The organism is Aeromonas sp. HMWF016, from assembly GCF_963878195.1.
Taxonomy (GTDB): Bacteria; Pseudomonadota; Gammaproteobacteria; order Enterobacterales; family Aeromonadaceae; genus Aeromonas; species Aeromonas lacus.
This window is the reverse complement of record NZ_CAWNWX010000037.1, coordinates 47,175-64,706: the sequence shown is the minus strand read 5'-3', so window position 1 is coordinate 64,706 and position 17,532 is coordinate 47,175. Positions and strand designations below refer to the sequence as shown.

At 55.7% G+C, this 17,532-nt stretch carries 23 protein-coding genes; 21 read left to right on the top strand and 2 right to left on the bottom strand.

Going from position 1 to position 17,532, the window contains the following annotated elements:
- Positions 1-115 precede the first annotated feature (115 nt).
- The 19 genes from AACS24_RS05560 to AACS24_RS05470 all read left to right on the top strand — a co-directional run bounded on the left by AACS24_RS05560 (position 116) and on the right by AACS24_RS05470 (position 12,856).
- Positions 116-532 carry a hypothetical protein gene (locus AACS24_RS05560; protein WP_108572626.1) on the top strand — a complete coding sequence of 139 codons (417 nt, stop codon included), beginning with the start codon at positions 116-118 and terminating at the stop codon, positions 530-532.
- A 33-nt stretch (positions 533-565) separates the two neighbouring features.
- On the top strand, positions 566-1,084 hold the full coding sequence (locus AACS24_RS05555) for a phage regulatory CII family protein (protein WP_108572625.1): 519 nt from the start codon (positions 566-568) through the stop codon (positions 1,082-1,084).
- A gap of 9 nt (positions 1,085-1,093) precedes the next feature.
- On the top strand, positions 1,094-1,318 hold the full coding sequence (locus AACS24_RS05550) for an ogr/Delta-like zinc finger family protein (protein ID WP_108572624.1): 225 nt from the start codon (positions 1,094-1,096) through the stop codon (positions 1,316-1,318).
- Positions 1,315-1,533, top strand: coding sequence for a hypothetical protein (locus AACS24_RS05545; protein ID WP_108572623.1), 219 nt, complete (start codon positions 1,315-1,317; stop codon positions 1,531-1,533). Before AACS24_RS05550 ends, AACS24_RS05545 begins: the two co-directional genes overlap by 4 nt.
- Before the next feature lie 15 nt (positions 1,534-1,548).
- Positions 1,549-1,995 (top strand): hypothetical protein, encoded by a 447-nt coding sequence (locus tag AACS24_RS05540; RefSeq protein WP_108572622.1) that lies wholly within the window; start codon positions 1,549-1,551, stop codon positions 1,993-1,995.
- 63 nt (positions 1,996-2,058) lie between these two features.
- Complete coding sequence (locus AACS24_RS05535) at positions 2,059-2,361, top strand: hypothetical protein (protein ID WP_108572621.1); 303 nt, start codon at positions 2,059-2,061, stop codon at positions 2,359-2,361.
- A complete protein-coding gene (locus AACS24_RS05530) occupies positions 2,358-2,534 on the top strand; it encodes a hypothetical protein (protein ID WP_181364321.1) in 177 nt (58 codons plus the stop codon). The genes AACS24_RS05535 and AACS24_RS05530 overlap by 4 nt, the downstream gene beginning before the upstream one ends.
- Positions 2,531-2,713 (top strand): hypothetical protein, encoded by a 183-nt coding sequence (locus AACS24_RS05525; protein WP_108572620.1) that lies wholly within the window; start codon positions 2,531-2,533, stop codon positions 2,711-2,713. Before AACS24_RS05530 ends, AACS24_RS05525 begins: the two co-directional genes overlap by 4 nt.
- Positions 2,710-3,027, top strand: coding sequence for a hypothetical protein (locus AACS24_RS05520; RefSeq protein WP_108572619.1), 318 nt, complete (start codon positions 2,710-2,712; stop codon positions 3,025-3,027). The genes AACS24_RS05525 and AACS24_RS05520 overlap by 4 nt, the downstream gene beginning before the upstream one ends.
- The gene (locus tag AACS24_RS05515) at positions 3,024-3,245 is read left to right on the top strand and encodes a hypothetical protein (RefSeq protein ID WP_108572618.1); all 222 of its coding nucleotides are present in this window, start codon (positions 3,024-3,026) and stop codon (positions 3,243-3,245) included. Before AACS24_RS05520 ends, AACS24_RS05515 begins: the two co-directional genes overlap by 4 nt.
- Positions 3,245-4,666 (top strand): phosphoadenosine phosphosulfate reductase domain-containing protein, encoded by a 1,422-nt coding sequence (locus tag AACS24_RS05510; protein ID WP_108572617.1) that lies wholly within the window; start codon positions 3,245-3,247, stop codon positions 4,664-4,666. The genes AACS24_RS05515 and AACS24_RS05510 overlap by 1 nt, the downstream gene beginning before the upstream one ends.
- 74 nt (positions 4,667-4,740) lie before the next feature.
- Complete coding sequence (locus tag AACS24_RS05505) at positions 4,741-5,052, top strand: hypothetical protein (RefSeq protein ID WP_258223114.1); 312 nt, start codon at positions 4,741-4,743, stop codon at positions 5,050-5,052.
- A complete protein-coding gene (locus AACS24_RS05500) occupies positions 5,052-7,421 on the top strand; it encodes a replication endonuclease (RefSeq protein WP_108572616.1) in 2,370 nt (789 codons plus the stop codon). The genes AACS24_RS05505 and AACS24_RS05500 overlap by 1 nt, the downstream gene beginning before the upstream one ends.
- Entirely contained in the window at positions 7,411-7,758 is a 348-nt protein-coding gene (locus AACS24_RS05495) for a hypothetical protein (protein WP_146181460.1), read from the top strand. The genes AACS24_RS05500 and AACS24_RS05495 overlap by 11 nt, the downstream gene beginning before the upstream one ends.
- Positions 7,759-8,125: 367 nt before the next feature.
- The gene (locus AACS24_RS05490) at positions 8,126-8,356 is read left to right on the top strand and encodes a TA system antitoxin ParD family protein (RefSeq protein ID WP_005308760.1); all 231 of its coding nucleotides are present in this window, start codon (positions 8,126-8,128) and stop codon (positions 8,354-8,356) included.
- Positions 8,331-8,654: a type II toxin-antitoxin system RelE/ParE family toxin gene (locus AACS24_RS05485; RefSeq protein ID WP_108572615.1), complete on the top strand. Its 324-nt coding sequence runs from the start codon at positions 8,331-8,333 to the stop codon at positions 8,652-8,654. Before AACS24_RS05490 ends, AACS24_RS05485 begins: the two co-directional genes overlap by 26 nt.
- A gap of 204 nt (positions 8,655-8,858) precedes the next feature.
- Positions 8,859-9,491 carry a DUF4145 domain-containing protein gene (locus tag AACS24_RS05480; protein ID WP_108572614.1) on the top strand — a complete coding sequence of 211 codons (633 nt, stop codon included), beginning with the start codon at positions 8,859-8,861 and terminating at the stop codon, positions 9,489-9,491.
- 435 nt (positions 9,492-9,926) lie between these two features.
- Complete coding sequence (locus AACS24_RS05475; protein ID WP_108572612.1) at positions 9,927-10,550, top strand: P22AR C-terminal domain-containing protein; 624 nt, start codon at positions 9,927-9,929, stop codon at positions 10,548-10,550.
- Positions 10,551-10,939: 389 nt separating this feature from the next.
- Complete coding sequence (locus AACS24_RS05470; protein WP_219927755.1) at positions 10,940-12,856, top strand: ATP-binding protein; 1,917 nt, start codon at positions 10,940-10,942, stop codon at positions 12,854-12,856.
- Between the two features lie 606 nt (positions 12,857-13,462).
- Here AACS24_RS05470 and AACS24_RS05465 read toward each other — a convergent pair.
- Positions 13,463-14,524: a phage portal protein gene (locus AACS24_RS05465; protein WP_108572611.1), complete on the bottom strand. Its 1,062-nt coding sequence runs from the start codon at positions 14,522-14,524 to the stop codon at positions 13,463-13,465.
- Complete coding sequence (locus tag AACS24_RS05460; RefSeq protein WP_108572610.1) at positions 14,521-16,290, bottom strand: terminase ATPase subunit family protein; 1,770 nt, start codon at positions 16,288-16,290, stop codon at positions 14,521-14,523. Before AACS24_RS05460 ends, AACS24_RS05465 begins: the two co-directional genes overlap by 4 nt.
- Before the next feature lie 147 nt (positions 16,291-16,437).
- Between AACS24_RS05460 and AACS24_RS05455 the strand changes: the two genes are divergently transcribed.
- Entirely contained in the window at positions 16,438-17,271 is an 834-nt protein-coding gene (locus tag AACS24_RS05455; RefSeq protein ID WP_108572609.1) for a GPO family capsid scaffolding protein, read from the top strand.
- Positions 17,272-17,283: 12 nt separating this feature from the next.
- A partial coding sequence (locus AACS24_RS21810) for a phage major capsid protein, P2 family (RefSeq protein WP_258223113.1) occupies positions 17,284-17,532 on the top strand: 249 nt, incomplete at its 3' end.

Genomic DNA, 17,532 nt, shown 5'->3' with positions numbered 1-17,532 from the left:
TGCGCACCTCTGCGTCATTGGATATTCTTACTTTAAATCAGCAACACACACCAATCGTCGGGATTAAGAGTGTTTTTCTGTTGATAGGTAAGAATTGGACGCATAGGAGCGCAGTATGACGCAACAAGACATCAAAAAACAGCCTATAGGGCGCACTGCCGCACCAGTAGGTGACGAATCTCACCAATCCGGCGACCTGTTGGCTGCTGCTGTATTGCGCGAGCTGGAGACCATCAAGCAGAGCTTGGCGCTCTCCGTCCTGCCAGCGATTCCGCTGGAAGCCTTCCTGACGATGTTGCGAGAAGAATTCAAGTTTGACCTGCCGGTGCGTACCGCTCAGGCAATGATTGCTGATGGCCGCATCCCCCAATTGCCAAAGTTGAGCACAAAGGACAAGCCGTGGGTCAATCTGGTGCGCTGGCGTGAGATGGCTAAAGAGCCGTCCAACTATCTGCATATGGCACATGAAAACTCCCGTCACCGCATAGCCAAACCTGCAACCACCAAGTCAAAGCAGCGCGCAGCTGCTTGACCTAACGGTAGCGATTGAGCACAGGGGGTTAAAGTGTCTACTCATAAGACTAGCGTACACCACGGATTTGAGAGCGCTTGTGATCGATTCAAGGCATCTCACAACCTTGAGGACATCGCCGCCGCTATCGGGATGCGTCCTGACGTGCTGCGCAACAAATTCAATCCTGCCCAGACCAAACACAAATTGCATGCGGTGGACCTGATCAACATCTACCGCGTCACCGGCGACGACACCCTGTTTGATGGCCTGCTGTTTGATTGCCAGCTCACTGCCGTTCGCCTCCCCTCTTCCGATGCGGTGATCAAGCCAGAGGCCCGCGCCCAGCAGGCGCTCAACGCTGGCGCCAACATCCTCGGGGTGACGGCTCAGGCCACCCAGGTACTCAGCGGTGACCGTGTCACCAAGGGCCATCGCAATGCGCTGGTCGGTGGGCTGATGGCGGGCATCGAGCACCTTTTCCTGCAAGTCATCGAGGTCGAACAGAAATTCAACTCAGTACCCACCCTCGCCTGTGCCGCTGACATTGCGCGCGCCAGCCTGGGCGCATAGGAGAACACCATGAGACTGAAATGCCCCCACTGCAACGCCCGCGCAAACATCCGTACCAGCCGGGATATGGGGCCACTTAGCGGCTCTGCCCGCTATCAGTGCAGCAATGTCGAGTGCGGCCACACCTTCAAGGTGTTGTTTGAAATCACCGAAACCCTGTCACCCAGCGCCATGCCTAACCCGTCCGTGGTGCTGCCAGTGTTCCAACGCAAGCAAAAGGAGATTGCCCAATGAGACTTCGCGCCGAGCAGCCAGGGCTGATCCCCGTGGCGCTCCTGCTGATGACCCGCGCCACCGTCGTGAGCGAAAGCAGCGAGCCGGTGATGCGCAACACCACCCCATTTGATGGCAGCTATCTGGAAGACCACAAGGGCCGCCGTGGCGCCCTGCGCTTTCAGCCGTGCCGCCAGCCTCGCCCGCACTGGCTGACCAAGCTGCTGCAGGCATAACCGGAGGGCCTCCCCATGAACGCAACAGCAAAGGTAATTCCGCTCGTTCAACAAACCAGCGCCGCAGAAGTGGCACTGGCAGAAATGCGCGCCCGCTTCGGCCGCAATGGGGCGGCCAGCCGCTGGTCACGCCTGCCGACTCGGGTCAAAGCCGTCATCTGTTATGCCGCCGGGATCTCGCCGTCGGCGGCATCGCAGGAGCTGGGCCAGTTCGAGTTTGACCAACAGGAGGCGATCCGGCTCGCACTGGGCGACCTGCTCGCCACCCTGCGGGAGTTTGACGGGTCTGTGCTGCACCGCCGCGAATGGCACCGCACAGCCAGCCGCATTGATGGGCCGACCCGCAGCGAGTTGGAACAGGCAGAGCTTGAGAATAAACGCCGGTCTGAGCTGAACGCACAGGCCAGCGAATTGGAAAACCGCTTGGCGGTTGCAAGAAAAGTGGTCGGAAACGGCCAATAAAAAACCCCGCTATCGGTGCGCCAACACCAGCGGGGCTTTCAATCAATCAACGAGGTAAACCTCATGAACAATCTTACAGCAGAACAGGCGATCCGCAAAGTCGCCAATTCCCTGATAAATACCCACCGCCCCCAGCTGGGCACCTGCCATTCACTCGCCATCGAGGCGAGCCTTGAGGCACTGGCCGAACTGGCCGACGAATTGAGCCTGATCGACATCTACGCCGAGCTGACCAAGCGCCTCGAGATCCTGCAGGGTGGCAAGAGACCACACATCATCGGCGTGGATCTGGAGGTGCCTGTCCATGACGTCACCGTGATATTCCTGCCGCCCTTTGCCCATGAGCTGCAAGGGGGTGCCAAGTGATCGCCATCACCACCAAGCACACCGCCCAATCACCGGCCGCTGCCGCCGCCTATCTGGTGCGCCACGGCTACATCAACGTGAAAAACAGCTGGCTGCGTGGCCAGCGTCACGCCGCCCGCATCGAGCTGTTGCCGTCTGGCCGCGCTCGGGTTCTGGAAGGAGTAGCAGCATGAGCAAAACCATCATGACCCTCGCCTGCCTGAAACAGTGGATAGCCGAGAACGAAGCGCGACTGGCGCCCACTGCCCCGCTCTGCTGCTGCGGCGAACTGGGGATCTCCATCCGTGTCGAGGCTGGCCATGTTGCCATCGACGAGCCGGATTACAGCGACATGGAAGGAGGTGCCCTGTGACTGAAGACCTGTTTGAACTGGAGCCGCCCGTTGACGAGCTGGGCAACTGCGAAGCAGGCCCCGCACATCTGCAAGCCCCTGCCCAAGTAAGCCAGCTGACCAAGCACTGGGAGGTGGCACAGGAGGAGTTCAACGCCTCGGGCTGCGATGCCAAGCGCAATCGCAATGTCACCATGGAGCTGCTCGCACTAGGCGCCATCCGCGCAGTGTACTGGCTGGCGCTGGGTAGCAACGAAGTAGCTCTGGCCAAAGAGATTGCCGAGTGGTGGGCCGATTGCGAACCACTCCACGGACTGGGGGAGACCATCAAATGAGCCATCAACAGCTGATCGACGTGTGGGTAAACAAAATGCTGAACGCCAGCAACGAGCTGCGCGACCTGCAGCGTGACCTGCTCGACCTGCGCCGCGACGGCCCGCACGGCCAGCGCACTCCGGCAAAAACCCATCTGACCCTGTGCCGTCTGGCCCGCCGTTCAGTTAAGGCGGCATCCAGCAAAGTACGCACTCTCCACACCGGAGGCGCCATCTAATGACTCGCCAATCAGCTTGCGGGCCAGCCCAGGCTTTGGGCGTCGTGCGCCCTGCATTCCTTCACATCAGCGATAGCAGAGCAAAAGTCGTAGAGGTAGAGAAGGCATACCGCGGTTACTGCGATGAGTTTGGTATTACTGACCATCAGGTCATCGTCAACAACAGCGGCGGTAAAGACTCAGGCGCAACCGAGCTGCTGGCAAGAGCAATTCTCGGCCACAACTATCGTTCTGTGGCGGCCGATACCGGCAACGAGCACCCGATAACCCTGGAGCACCTGCAAACCCTACACCTGCAACGGGGTGGGTCACCGGTTGAAATCGTCTCTGCCGAATACCCGCAAGAGATGTTCGACAAGCGCCGTGAGGCGATCACAAAGGCATGGCAGCGCAAACAGACTGTGATGGCTGGAGCCTATCGCGGCATCGTCATGCCATCGCTGGCCAGGGCTGATACGGCGTTTGCTGAGCTCTGGCGCAATCGCGCCAAGGCGCTGGGCTGGGGTGTGTTCGACACCCCGCTTGATGCGGCCTTATCTGCCCTGCAACGCTCAGGCAATCCATTTCTGGATATGGCGCTGATCCACGGCGGTTTCCCGCTGGGCCGTCAACGCTTCTGCACCGATGAGCTGAAAATCCAGGTGGTGTTTGACAAGGTGCTTTACCCCCTGCTTGACGCCGGGAAGGATGTTGTTCAGTGGTCTGGCGTTCGGGCGGATGAGTCGGAGAAGCGGGCAACCTACGACCGATTCTCTGAGGACAAGCGCGACAGCGGCGGCCACCTGTTTAACTTCCTGCCAATCCATCAGTGGACGGCTGCCGATGTGTTCGCCCTCTATCGATATTTTGGCGTTAAGCCAAACCCCCTCTATTCCCAGGGTATGGAGCGAGTTGGTTGCATGCCCTGCATTCTGGTGGCCAAGCCGGAGCTGGCAGAGATAGCCGCACGTTGGCCGGAAGAGATCGAGCGGGTGGCCAAGTGGGAGCGGCAGGTTGCGATGGTGTCGCGCTGGATCCACTGGATGATGGTTGGCCACATTGATCGCCGCCAGTTCAAGCCAATAACGACAGAGCTTTGCGTCTCGCCTTTTGACGTTAACAGCGCGATGGCGGTTCGCCGCAAGAAGGCTGGCCTTGCTTGGTCACACCAGGATGTTGTCAATGGTGTGGTCAGCAAGGTGACAAGAAAAACTCCGTTCAAGTTGGGGGTCAACGCCAGGCTCCTGCATCGCTCGTTCGTGGTGGATGTCGAGGCATACAGCGGCACCTGCATGCTCGGCCCGCGTGGCAATGTGATCGGCGGGTCAGTCCATGATGCCGTTGAATGGTCTCGCACCGGTCGTGGTGGCAAGACCTACGACCTGGTCACCAAGGCGATCGACGTCGAGGTGTGCAGCAGCAAATACGGGCTGTGTGGGTGATGAAAATGAGCCATGCAGCACAAACAAGCACAACCGGCCAAGTCACGCTTGAGCCATGCACCCATTGCGGCCAGATGGCCGTCTGCCAGCCGGTGATGGGTCGTCAGGGCATCCGCACCTATCCATATTGCGTAGAGAAATGCTGGCCTGCTGCCTTCAATGGCTCGCAGCAAACTACCAATAACCGCGCCGTGTGCGACTGCTGCGGGGAGTTCACCGTTGTTCGCCCTGTGCGGCTGGCAACCGGTCTGACAAAGCTCAACTATTGCGCCATGTGCCGTTCGCCTGCGCTGCGCACCATGCGCGACGTGCCGCACTGCATCTTCTGCAAAGACAGACTGCGCCCGCACCAATATGAGCGCGGTGTCTGCGGGGAGTGCTGGTAATGGCCGAGCCGATTATTCGTCACCTTGGCGGGGTCACACTGCCGCCAAATCTGCTGGCTGCCGAGCATCAGCAGCATATGGCCTGGGCAGATCACCGCCTGAGCCTGGTTGAGCAACACGTTGCCAAGCCGTTGGCAAAAACCTATCTGGCCCGCTATGCCACCAAGCCGCGCAGTGCTGCGATCTGGCTGCGCAATATGAGCGCGGCTTGCCAGCAGGCTGCCGAGCGCTTCCCTGTACCGCCGCATGAGCTGCGCAACGAGCTGCGCCGGGACATGATTGCCGCCGAGTGGGCGGGCCGCTGCCAGACCATACTGGCCGATATGACGGCAAACGGCGCAGTGCGCGCTGCCGAACTGCTGGAGGCGCTGGCAGGCCAAGCCAAGGCATGGCACTTCTGCCCGCCCCTGCCGACAGACCCGATCGCCAATCATGTGAAACTGCTGGGCCGCGAGCTGGCCGAGGGAGAGCGCGCAGCGCTGGCGCCCTTCGTGACCAAGTTTGAAGGCAATGCCGCCTCCATCATGATCCGTCTGCTGGATGAGCAGTGGTGGCGCCGCCGCATAACCAGGGCGTGGGATGTCTACTGCGAGCTGATCGCCATCTTCACCGGACAGGTACGCAAAGGGGTTAGCCCCTACGCAAGCCATCACGCCCGCCGTGAGCATCTGGCCCGCAAAACTGCCCAGTACCACTGGGCAGAGAGCCGCAAGGTGGTCAATGAGGCGCTGGGGCAGGAGTGCGATCTGCTCGAAGCGATGATGGCCTCGGTATCAAACCCGATGGTGCGCCGCTGCGAGCTGATGGTGCGCATGCGCGGCTTTGAGGAGTTGGCCAAGGAACAGGGGCACGTTGGCCTTTTTGTGACTCTGACAGCCCCGAGCCAATACCACGCATGGAAGCAGAACCAGAAGACCGGCAAGACCTTCCAGAACGACAAATACAACGGCAGCACCCCGACCCAGACCCAGAAAATGCTCTGCTCCCAGTGGGCACAGTTCCGCGCGGCGATTGCTCGCCGGGGCCTGCGCACTTACGGGTTCCGCATCGCCGAGCCGCACCACGACGCGACCCCGCACTGGCATGCGCTGTTTTTTGTTGAGCCAGAGCAACAGCAAGAATTTTTGACGCTGCTCACCTTCTACTTTACCCAGCGCGATCGCCATGAGCTGGGCATGCCGAATACTGAAACCCTCGACTATCTGAACCATAACCGCATCCGCAACAAGGCGGCCAAGGCGCTGGCGCTGATCAACATCAACGACAGAGCCACCATCAAGGCCATCAAGCCGCGGGTAGCGTGGGAGATCATCGACGAGAGCAAGGGCTCGGCCACCGGCTACATCGCCAAATATGTGGCCAAGAATATCGACGGCCACCGGGTCGGCTGGGACGAGGAAGCCGAGGAAGCCGTCGAAACCTCCACCACTGGCGTGGCCGCATGGGCCAGCCGTCACCGCATCCGCCAGTTCCAGCAAGTCGGAGGGCCATCAGTCACCGTCTGGCGCGAGCTGCGCCGCCTGCGCGATCAGGTGGTCGAGTGGGACGAGATTCTTGAAACAGCCAGGGCAGCCGTCAACGGTAGCCGCTGGGGCGACTTCATCAAGGCTATGGGCGGCATCATGCTGCCGCGCGCTGAACACCTGATCAAGCTATCAAAGCGACTGGAGAGTGAGGCCACCCGCTACGGGGAAGACCGCCTGCGCCTGATGGGGGTTATGTCGCAGCAACTCAACAAGCTGGCACAAACCCGCTTTGAGGGGTGGGAGATTGTGAAGAAGGGCACCAAGGCCAACCAGAGCAGCGGTGCAGGGGTTGTCTTTGGCGAGCGCAGCGAGTTGCAGTCAAGCGGCGGTAGCCGCGCCACTCGGAGTTCTGTCAATAACTGTACGGAAGGATCCAAAACAGGGGTTAAAGGATCCGCTCTGGCTAAGGAGCTGATTCGTATGGGTCTAGACGAGAGCAATGCCAGCCTGCTGCAGCACGGCTGCATCATCAACGCCGACGGCCAATATGTGCGACTGGTCGGCGATCGGCTGATTGTGACCCGCAACTGGCCAGGGGCAGGCGATGCGGTAGCCGACCAGCTGACCGCAGAAGTAGAGGCTGGGCTGCGGGCGGCGCACACGGAACGGGAAGAAATGCTGCGTCTACGAGTACGTGGGGCGGCGCTAGTTGGGGATGACCTGCAATTTATCAATGAGTTACCACTCGCAGATGCAGAAGTGGCATTGCATGAATTAAAAGAGACCGTGGATTGGATGGAGGATGCAATATGCTATCCACCTTCACCAAGCCAACTGGCCAAATTCTTGCCAAGTCAACAACCACTGATAAAGCACAAGAGAGCACGGTCAAATGACGAATAGCACAGCAACCAAAATTGACCAGGAAACCCTACGCCACAGATGCGATCTGATACTCGAACGAGGGTGGTCACCCCAAGAGATCCGCGATTGGGTAAACATCTTGCACCCTGATAATCGCCAAGATGCCAGCCGCTGGTTGGGACTTCATGCAGCAGAGGCAGTAAACCAGCCGGAACAAACACATTACCGGCCTTATCGCCACAATCCGCCGGGCGTCAATGCAATGAACCGCTGGAGCTATGAGGGATTAACTCCACGCCATCGGGCCAGTAGTGATGAGACCGATGCGGAACGCAAGCGAGCCATCTGGCAATGGATCGATGAAGGCGGTCAATAGCACGTGACTAGTTACACCTTGCGCCACGGCGCAGAGATTGCCAAGGTGCGGGTGCGCCTGGGCGTTGAGTAAGACAAAGGGTATGAAGTGAACTGTTGGCGCTGAAAGAGAATGCCACTCTGCGGCTAAAGCCATAGCATTGTGACCGGTCACAATGCAGGTTATCGGGAAGAGAGTGAGACAACTTGTCTTTACATGCAACATTTTGTTGCTTATAGTTGACCGTGAAGTCAAAGGGCTTCGAGCTATAGTCCAATAAAACATCTGAACCAATACTCATAAAACGACATCATACGACGCTAAAACGCTAAAACGCTAAAACGCTAAATCATTCAATCAGTTAGATGCAAATCTCTAGGATAAAAACATGGCTCAAACAGTACGCTTAGACGATGATTTCATCGCCGACGTGAAAATCCACGCGTCTGCTGCACATCGCTCTTTGCCGAAGCAGATTGAGTACTGGTCAAAGATCGGCCGCATGGTCGAGGACAACCCAGACCTGCCTTTTAGCTTCATCAAAGACGTGATGCTTGCTGCGGAGCAAGTCAAAGAAGGGCAAGTAACCCGCTATGTCAGAAGAACAAAACGAGATTGAGGTTTTTGAGTCTGGCCTGTTTAGCAAGCAGCTCAAAAAGCTCTCTGCAAATGACCTGAAAGTAGTGGAAGACGAGATCGACCGGGTCATCGATGACCCCGAGATTGGCGAACAGAAGAAGGGGGACTTGTCGTACCTGCGGGTGCACAAGTTCAAGCTCAAGGGGCAGTTGGTGCTACTGGGCTACTCCTGGAAAGACGCAGAGCTGCAGCTTTACCTGCTGAGCGTCGGCCCTCACGAGAACTTCTATGACGCACTGAAAGAACGTCGCAAGGCCGATTTGAAACTGATCGGTTGACTAAAATGGGCCCGCTCGGGCCCATTTTTCTATCTGAGCCCAGCAGTTCTAACTCCCGCTACCGCCAGTGTGCTGCGGATCAAATTGTGTGGGGAGCCAGGTGGACAACCTTGTCACTATCCCTGACCATCAATTTCCAGCCGATACGCCTAGGCGATAAGCCCTAGATGAAACACTGTCATACCCGCCACATGGAATGGACATATGAAATCTCAATACTACCCGCCAGTCTATCATGGAAAAAATTATCACTGCCCGCGATGTCAGGTTTATTCCTCTCAGAGTTGGACCACGTTAATGCTCGATTTAGGCAACTACTACCAACAATCCGAGTTTGAGGCATCAAGCTGTGCACATTGTGGATTGCAGTCATTTTGGTACCAAGAGCGTTTGATTGACCCGAATAGTAGCTTGGCTGAACCGATGCACCATGACTTGCCTGAGGATTGCCAAGCCGAGTATGAAGAAGCGAGGGATATCGTTGGCCGCTCACCTCGGGGGGCTGCTGCCCTGTTACGGTTGTGCCTTCAGAAGCTGATGGTCCATTTCGGGGCAGTAGGCAAGAATATCAATGACGATATCAAGTTCATCGTGGCCAAAGGAGTTTCTACCGAGGTCCAGAGGGCATTGGATATCTGTCGAGTAGCTGGCAATAACGCAGCCCACCCTGGGGAGTTAAACATAGAGGACACCCCAGAAATCGCACACATGATGTTCAAGATGATTAACTTCTTAGTTGCTGAACTCATAACAAGGCCAAATGAAATCAATGCCATGTTCGATCAGTTACCCCAAGGTGCGCGTGATGCTATTGAGAAGCGCGATGCAGCCAAGTAGCGAATGACCAAGGGCGCCTAAGGCGCCCTGTGTATGTTTCCTGCCGAAACTAACGTCCCCTTCCTTGTGTAGAACCGGTACCCTGCCGGCGGTGTTGTGCTGCTGGGCGGGGTGATTGTGGCTTATCCCGCCTTATTGGGGCTGATTGGGGGTTGATTGGTGTCGCGCTGTTGCGCGATACTGCGCGGGCAACGGCAAAATCCGTTGCCGGGATTTGCACCCCGCCAAACCCAAAGCGCACAACACGCGCCGGCGTGTTTTTTTGTGCGGCCCAGTTGTACCCGCGATTTCAGTTATGGCGGGCTGGGCAGGGCAGCCCTCGGGCTGGCCGGTCTCTTTGGGTCCCGGTAGTGCAAACCCTGTTCAGCTCGTCACCAGACCGAGATTTGCACCTCTTTTGGTGACGTTTACTTTGTTGACCCAAAGGAACGCATCATGAACAGCATCCGCTTCCATGACATCCAGTTCACCGTTATCCCCCATCACGGCCAACCCTGGCTGACCGCCGCCCAGATCGCCCAAGCCCTTGGCTATGCCAGAGAAGACGCCGTCAGTCGCATCTACACTCGCAATGCGGACGAATTTACCCCAGGTATGACCGGGACCGTCAATTTGACGGTCCCGGGAAATCCCATGCCGATCCCGGTTCGGATCTTCTCCCTGCGCGGCGCCCATCTGATCGCCATGTTCTCCCGCACCGCACTGGCCAAGGAGTTCCGCCGCTGGGTGCTCGATGTGCTGGACCGAGAGACCGCCGCCCAGCCGCAGCCCCTCACTGTTCTGACCGACGACGAGTTGCATTCGCTGGCGTGGCTCTGGCGCGCCGCCGATTACATGATGGGGGCTGCCCGCCGCATCTATCCCCTGCTCGAAGTGGCCGAACACCGCGAAGCCGGCACCTACTACTCCATCATTCACGAATACCCGATGACCCTGGCCGCCGCCCAGCGCATCCTGGCCGACAAGACCCGCCATGTGCAGCCCGCCACCCACGGCAACCGCGACTGGAACAGGCTGATCCCCCACCTGCACCGCCTGCCGACAACAATAAGTTGGTAATGTGACTGGTGAGGGACTGCTGGTATGAGTACCAGAAGGCCCCTCTCCTTTCCCTTATCTCTCTACGCTTCCCCACCCTATCTCTTGGCCATCAACACCATATGATAAATGTCGCCTCGATCACATTCCTGACTTGTTCTAAAGGATGAAGCTTGATGGATCTTTCGATTGCAGTTCCTTGGCTGTGTTTTTGCAACGTAGCAAAGGTAGCGCCAAAAGAGAGGGGCCAGAGAATACACCTAGACAGTGGGGATGTGAGGGTAATAACATGATTTAAAAGTGATTTTCCATGGTGGTTACATATTGTGGCGAAGTTATACGGAAAGCTCTATTTTCGGATTAATACCGCCATCCATCTAATCACTCTTAAGTTGCATAAGGAGATAGCAGTGTCCCTTAATCTAGTTAGTAATAATGAACATAATGGATTTATTCTTTCAGAACCCTTTGTTTTTCATAATAGCCTCGTCGTTCTAACAGGTAGGAATGGATGTGGTAAAACACGACTTTTGGAAAGCATTCAAAATAACATATCAATTGCAGAAATAAATGGGGAAAAACTATCACCTCAAGAAATAACATTAGTGGAGCAAGCAAAATTAACCCCAAGTTTTGGCGAAGAATATAATGATGCTCGATTCCAAACAAAAATAACGTCTACTCTCCAGATGTATGATCGAGTCAATAGTCAATTAGATATGCCTCTCTCTCTAGATACCTCTATGATGTATGACAGAGTAATGGAAAGTGGTATTCCCTACGCGCATCTTCATAAACTGTGCAATTCAATTTCTCGGCAGTTAGGTAAGAAAGCCAGTGAACTAACACATAATGAAATTAGAATATACTTTGAAGAGTTTTTTCATAGCGTACTTGGGTTTCAAAATCTATCTTTAATCTGCAATCAATATATACAGCGCAAACGTTTAAATAAATACCATCGTTATCTTGCGCAGCATGAACAAGAAGATGTTTCCTACTTAACGGATGAGCAGTTTGTTGAAACGTTTGGAAATAACCCTTGGGTTGTAATAAACGAAATAATTGCTTCAACATTTGACGGAAAATTTCATTTTTCTACACCAGATGAACAGTCTCTAAGTTATACTTACAACGCAACTCTAATTCAAAGAGATACAGGTAAACCGGTGACAATCAATGTCTTGTCATCAGGAGAAAAAACGCTCCTCTGGTTGGCGCTAACCCTATTTAACAGCCAATATTATAAGCCTTTTGCTATTACAGCTCCAAAATTATTATTATTAGATGAACCTGACGCATTTTTGCATCCTAAAATGGTTGTAAAAATGTACAAAGTACTAGAGGTATTCTCTGAACGTTTTTCTGTGAAAATAATAATTACCACTCACTCTCCAACGACAGTTGCACTTTCCCCTGAAAGTAGTACATTTATGCTGTGCAACAATAAAATCTTTTCTATTACAAAAGATGAAGGTATAGCCGAACTTCTTGATGGTATTACTCAAATCTCAATTAATCCAGAAAACCGCAGACAAGTGTTTGTGGAAAGCCAATACGATGCAGATGTATACCAAGCAATTTTTTCGAAACTTGTGCATAGTTCAGCATTAGTTGATTCAAAAATCTCTCTCAACTTTGTTAGTTCGGGCCCCAAAATGCCAGAACAGCAAATAATCGAGAAAACTAAAAAAATTCTTAATATAAATGATGATGCTATCCTGAAGGAATTTGTTGAGGCAGTAAATGGAGTTGGTAACTGTGTTCAGGTTATTGGACAGGTAGAGGCGTTGAAACAGAGTGATAATGAAACGGTTAGGGGTATAATCGACTGGGATTTGAAAAATCGTCCATTACATCATATCGCTGTATTAGCACCAGATTATGCGTACTCTATCGAGAATATAACTCTAGATCCTATATCTATAGTATTGCTATTGCATACTAGCAATCCTGATTTGTACAAAATGGTTGATTTATGTGGTCAAGATATTAATTGGCTAGAATGCCTAAATAACGACGATCACCTCCAAGAATTGGTTGACCGTTTTATCTATAAAATTCTAGGAAGAGAAAACAAAAAAGATGCCCAGCTATTATATGTATCAGGAAAAAAATTATTAACGGATCGCGAGTATTTGAGGATGAATGGCCACGATTTGGAGACTTTAATAAAGAATAAGTATCAAGGATTGATGGCGCATTGCAAAAAAGGAAAAGATGGCGAGTTGAAATATGCAGTTGTGAGCAAGATAATGCTTATGTTAACAGATGGCACTCTGATACCCAAAGCCTATGAACAAGTGCTTTCGGATGTTCAAAAGTAAAGCTTAACAATCCAAAGTACCCGACGAAATACAACGTCAGTAGAAAATCAATCAAGATCGTAACTGCGTTACCTGTCTCCTCAACCATCTGCCGCCCCTTGGCCAAGGCTAACTAGTTCACATTGGCCAAGGGGCTACAGGTGAGGGCAAACGACAAAGTAATCGCCAGGGTGTGGTCACACTATTTGTATTACACCCGCATTACAGCCCCCCTCTTTCCATAACCTTTCCAATTCTTGACTGACTTCTCCCCCTGAAAGCGTGAAAGGATCTGACGGAAAGTGAAAGATCGCAAAAAGGATCCGTTATCCCCCGCGCGGCCAGTGCTGGCGCGGGGAGCCGCTCCCCTCCCCCCGTCGTTCATCTGCATGGTTTTCCACACATAAAGCGGGCAGGCGGGGCGGGGTTCCGATTGCGCGCGCTGGGTGCTGGCAGGGGGCAGCAGGCTGTGCCAGCCGCTCAGGGTGCGCGTGACAGGATCCGCGAAGGTGAAGGGATGACCAGCGCCGCCGCCTCAACAGCGGGCCGCGCAATCGCTCTGGTGGCATGGTAGCCAGGCAAAAGAAAACCCCGCCATGTGGCGGGGTTGTTTGCTATGGGGCTGGGTCAGATCAGCCGGTCGCTATGGCTGGCCGTCTCACCGACCGCCAGCTTGTAGGGATTGAACCGGATCACCTCCTCCCCTGCCCAGTCGTTGATCTGCAGCAGGCTGGCCTTGAGGCTGTCCACCTCGTTCACATCGAACACCTGGGCGGCCTTTGTCACATCGCCGAACCCGCCGGTGTTGTTCGGCATCACCCCCATCAGCTGGGGCGGTACCCGATGGGTTGCCAGCTGGTCATCGCGGCTCACGTTCTTGATGGAAAGGAAATCATCCTTGGCCGCCACCTCGGCCACCGGGATCAGCTTCACCCCGTCTTTGCTGCCGTTCGGGGTGTAGAGCAACAGGTTGCGGAAGTTGCCGGGGCCCTTGCTCTGGCGCAGCGCCTCTTTCAATTTTTTGATGTCGTCCTCGTTCTGCACCGCGTCGGTGATGTGCATGATGAACCCGGCATGGCTGCCGTTCTCGTAATACTTGCGCCGGAACAGCGTGGCCGACTCATTCAGCAGCGTAGAATTCAGGCCGCCAACATAGTCGGGGATGCCATAAATCTCCTGATTGATGTCGCTCTCCATCACATGGCCCACCGAGCCGATCGGCATCTGCTGCTCCTTCCCGGGCTGCGCAATCCACCAATAGGCATCGAGATCCAGCCCGCGCCGCACATACTTGGCCCGCAGATGGTCATAGCGCAGCACCCCGCCCAGCCGGTTGAGCACCGCATGGGGGTAGCAATTGCCGAAGATCAGATAGTCATTCGCCAGACCGGTAAACGCCGTCAGGCTAAGTTTGGGATGGGGCACAAAGCAAGAGCGCAGGATATTGCGCTTCACCTGAATGGCCGAGGCATGATGCACCCCGGCACGATAAACCCGCGCCAGCCCCTGCAAACTCAGCGGCGGCTCATACCACCGCCCGTTGTGCATCGCCTCCAGGTAATCGAACACCTCCCGCTGACTCAGCACCGGCACCGGCTCGCCAAAGGAAAACGCCTCGATCGCATCAGCGGCGGGCGTTTGGGTCGCCGTCACAGGCGGGGTAGTGCGCTGATTGCGGCGCTTTTTCATGAAAAAATCTCCATCATGCTGGTATTGGTACCGTTGGCGCCTGCCAGCGGCTCATGTAGAAGGGCCTGCATGGTTGCCCATGCGATGTCGGCGTGGCTGACCTCTTCGGAGCGGCTCGCCTCAAAGGTCGGCAGCTTGCCGCCAGCGGTCACAGCCCGGCGAATACTCATAAACGCCTGCGCCAGGTCAGTCATACTGCTGTCAAACTCCAGCCGCCCCTTGTTCATCACATCCTGCGCCTTCATCACCATCTGGATTTTCACGCTCGGGTTGTACTGGATAGAGTGAGCCGCCGGATAAAACTGCTTCACCAGCTGATAAACCCCCTCCCCGATCCCGGTCGTATCGATGCCGATATAGGTCACGTTGTAGCAATCGCACATGGCGCGAATGGCACGCGCCTGCGCATCAAAGTCCATCCCCTGCCAGCGGTGGCGCTCCAGCACCCTGAACTTGCCGCCAGGCACCGAGGGCGGCGCCAGCACGGCACAGCCTGCGCTATCCCCCTGCCCACCCTTCGCCGGGTCATAACCGATCCACACCGCACGATTGCCGAGCGGCCGCAGAGCGTGGGGCTTGTAGTCATCCCACACCTCCCAACTGTCAACCATGCACCGTTGCAGCGTGGCGAGCGGGAACACGCTGGCCGTGTCATCCATAAACTCGCACATCAGCAGATTGCGGTACTCCTCCTCGGAATACTCGCCGCGCAGCTGCTCAAGGTCGAACAGGTCACAACCACCGCGCACCGCATCCTCAACTGTGACGATCTGCCGCCACTGGCCATCGGCGCACAGCTTGCCGCTGGCAAGATTGGTATGGCTCAGGTCAATCTCGACCCGGTCAGCCTTCGCCTTGCCTCGGTTGAAGTTGGCACCAGACCAGAACGAATAAGCGGGGTGTGACAGGCTGGAAGGGGTGGAAATGTAGGTCTGGCGCCACTTCTTGTGCATCGCCATACCAGACGCCACCTTGCGGAACTCAAGAAAGCCATGGATCCAAAAATACTCATCCATGTAGATGTTGCCGTGGTAACTCTGGGCCGTGCGGGCATTGGTGCCGAGAAAGTAAAGGTGCGCACCGTTCGGCAACACCATCGGGTCACCTTTCAGCTCGACCCCCTCCTCCTTGGCAAACTGGATGATGTACTGCTTGAACACATGGGCCTGCGCCTTGCTGGCAGACAAGAAAATCTGATTGCGGCCAGTCACCAGCGCATCGATAAACGCCTCGAACGCAAAGAAGTAAGTCGCCCCGATCTGGCGCGACTTGAGCAGATCTCGGATCCGGTACTCAAGGCCAGCCTGATACCAGACCCGCTGATAACCAAACATCGTCGACTCAAACCGCTCGATGAGCCGCTCCTGCTGCTCGGGCTCCACCACATTGCGCTCGGGCGCCTTCTTCGGCCCCTTGTTGCGGTTCGCCACCTTCGGGTTGAGATCGGCCTCATTGCCGCCGTTGCTGTACTTGTTGACCCGGGCGACCCGCTCAAGCTGGCGCCCCAGCAAGTCAATCTCCTTGAAATCGCCGCCGGTCTTCATCTCCTTGGCGATCAGCTGGCACAACCGCGCCTCCAGCGCGAAATCGACCCGGTCAATCGGTTTGATGTCATCCCAGCCGTCGCGCTTCTTCCAGGTCGAGACTGTCCCCTCCGGAGTCTGCAGCAATTCAGCAATGGCGCGGAGCGGATAGCCCTGAAAGAACAGGTGCATGGCCTGCCGTCTGGGCTCGATATGGGGGAAAAGTAAGGGTGCTGTAGTCATGGCGACAGCCTACCGCCCGTCAATGCCGAACGGATGGCCCTGCGGGTGTGTGGGGCCGCCACACACCCGCAACAGATTGAAGGATCTAGCGCACAAGCCAGACCATGAGCCCGACCAGAAACCCAATTACCAAAGGGATCCCAGCTCATGCCTAAGTCCAAATTTTTCCGCGTCGCCGTCGAAGGGGGCACGACCGACGGGCGCACCATCACCCGTGAATGGATTGAACAGATGGCCAAGCGCTACAACCAGTCCACCTATGGCGCGCGGGTCAATATGGAGCACATCCGGGGCTATGACCCGAGCGGTCAGTTCAAGATGTACGGCGACATCACCGCCGCCAAGACCGAAGAAGTCGATATGGAAGGTGAAAAGCGTCTGGCCCTGCTTGTGCAAATTGACCCGACCCCCGAGCTGGTCGAGCTGAACAAGAATCGCCAGAAGGTTTACACCTCCGTCGAAATCCACCCGAACCTGAACGAAAAAGGCGCCTACCTCATGGGTCTGGCCGTCACCGACAGTCCGGCAAGCCTCGGCACCGAAATGCTCCAGTTCTGCAGCAAAGCGAAGGTAAACCCGCTTGGCGATCGCAAGCAGCACAAGGAATGCCTGTTCACCGAAGCGCTGGAAACCGTCATCGAATTTGAAGACGACAGCGACAAGGGCGACAAAGGCCCCAGCCTGTTCAGCCGCATCAAAGAGCTGCTGGCCCCGGGCGAAAAGGCCACCGCCGAGCAGTTCAGCGACGTCCATCAGGCCGTCGAAGCCGTGGCCAAAGAAGTCACCACCATCAGCGCCGACCTGCAAAAGCAGTTCAAAGAGCAGGCCACCACCATCACCGAACTGACCAGCAAGCTGGAAGGCACAGAGAAAGAGCTGGCCGACCTGAAAACCTCGCTGGAACGCCAGGAAGATTTCAGCCACAAGCGCGATCCCGCCACCGGTGGCGATGGCACCACCACCGTATCCACCGATTGCTAAGGAGCATCATCAATGCGTAACGAAACCCGCGTGAAGTTCAAACAGTTCACCCAGAAAATCTGTGAGCTGAACAACGTTGAAAACGCCGGTGAGAAATTCACCGTCGCCCCGTCTGTCGAGCAGACACTGGAAACCCGCATCCAGGAATCCAGCGCATTCCTGACCATGATCAACGTGGTCGGCGTGCCGGAGCAGGAAGGCGAGAAACTGGGCCTTGGCATCAACACCACCATCGCCGGTACCACCGACACCACCAAGGAA

Bases quoted from the DNA above. Each gene is read 5' to 3' on its own strand.
- AACS24_RS05560 (WP_108572626.1), top strand. From the start codon at position 116: ATGACGCAACAAGACATCAAAAAACAGCCTATAGGGCGCACTGCCGCA.
- AACS24_RS05460 (WP_108572610.1), bottom strand. From the start codon at position 16,290: ATGACTACAGCACCCTTACTTTTCCCCCATATCGAGCCCAGACGGCAG.
- AACS24_RS05505 (WP_258223114.1), top strand. From the start codon at position 4,741: ATGGCCGTCTGCCAGCCGGTGATGGGTCGTCAGGGCATCCGCACCTAT.
- AACS24_RS05495 (WP_146181460.1), top strand. From the start codon at position 7,411: ATGACGAATAGCACAGCAACCAAAATTGACCAGGAAACCCTACGCCAC.
- AACS24_RS05510 (WP_108572617.1), top strand. From the start codon at position 3,245: ATGACTCGCCAATCAGCTTGCGGGCCAGCCCAGGCTTTGGGCGTCGTG.
- AACS24_RS05540 (WP_108572622.1), top strand. From the start codon at position 1,549: ATGAACGCAACAGCAAAGGTAATTCCGCTCGTTCAACAAACCAGCGCC.
- AACS24_RS05545 (WP_108572623.1), top strand. From the start codon at position 1,315: ATGAGACTTCGCGCCGAGCAGCCAGGGCTGATCCCCGTGGCGCTCCTG.
- AACS24_RS05550 (WP_108572624.1), top strand. From the start codon at position 1,094: ATGAGACTGAAATGCCCCCACTGCAACGCCCGCGCAAACATCCGTACC.
- AACS24_RS05515 (WP_108572618.1), top strand. From the start codon at position 3,024: ATGAGCCATCAACAGCTGATCGACGTGTGGGTAAACAAAATGCTGAAC.
- AACS24_RS05480 (WP_108572614.1), top strand. From the start codon at position 8,859: ATGAAATCTCAATACTACCCGCCAGTCTATCATGGAAAAAATTATCAC.
- AACS24_RS05535 (WP_108572621.1), top strand. From the start codon at position 2,059: ATGAACAATCTTACAGCAGAACAGGCGATCCGCAAAGTCGCCAATTCC.
- AACS24_RS05465 (WP_108572611.1), bottom strand. From the start codon at position 14,524: ATGAAAAAGCGCCGCAATCAGCGCACTACCCCGCCTGTGACGGCGACC.
- AACS24_RS05485 (WP_108572615.1), top strand. From the start codon at position 8,331: ATGTCAGAAGAACAAAACGAGATTGAGGTTTTTGAGTCTGGCCTGTTT.
- AACS24_RS05455 (WP_108572609.1), top strand. From the start codon at position 16,438: ATGCCTAAGTCCAAATTTTTCCGCGTCGCCGTCGAAGGGGGCACGACC.
- AACS24_RS05475 (WP_108572612.1), top strand. From the start codon at position 9,927: ATGAACAGCATCCGCTTCCATGACATCCAGTTCACCGTTATCCCCCAT.
- AACS24_RS05500 (WP_108572616.1), top strand. From the start codon at position 5,052: ATGGCCGAGCCGATTATTCGTCACCTTGGCGGGGTCACACTGCCGCCA.
- AACS24_RS05525 (WP_108572620.1), top strand. From the start codon at position 2,531: ATGAGCAAAACCATCATGACCCTCGCCTGCCTGAAACAGTGGATAGCC.
- AACS24_RS05490 (WP_005308760.1), top strand. From the start codon at position 8,126: ATGGCTCAAACAGTACGCTTAGACGATGATTTCATCGCCGACGTGAAA.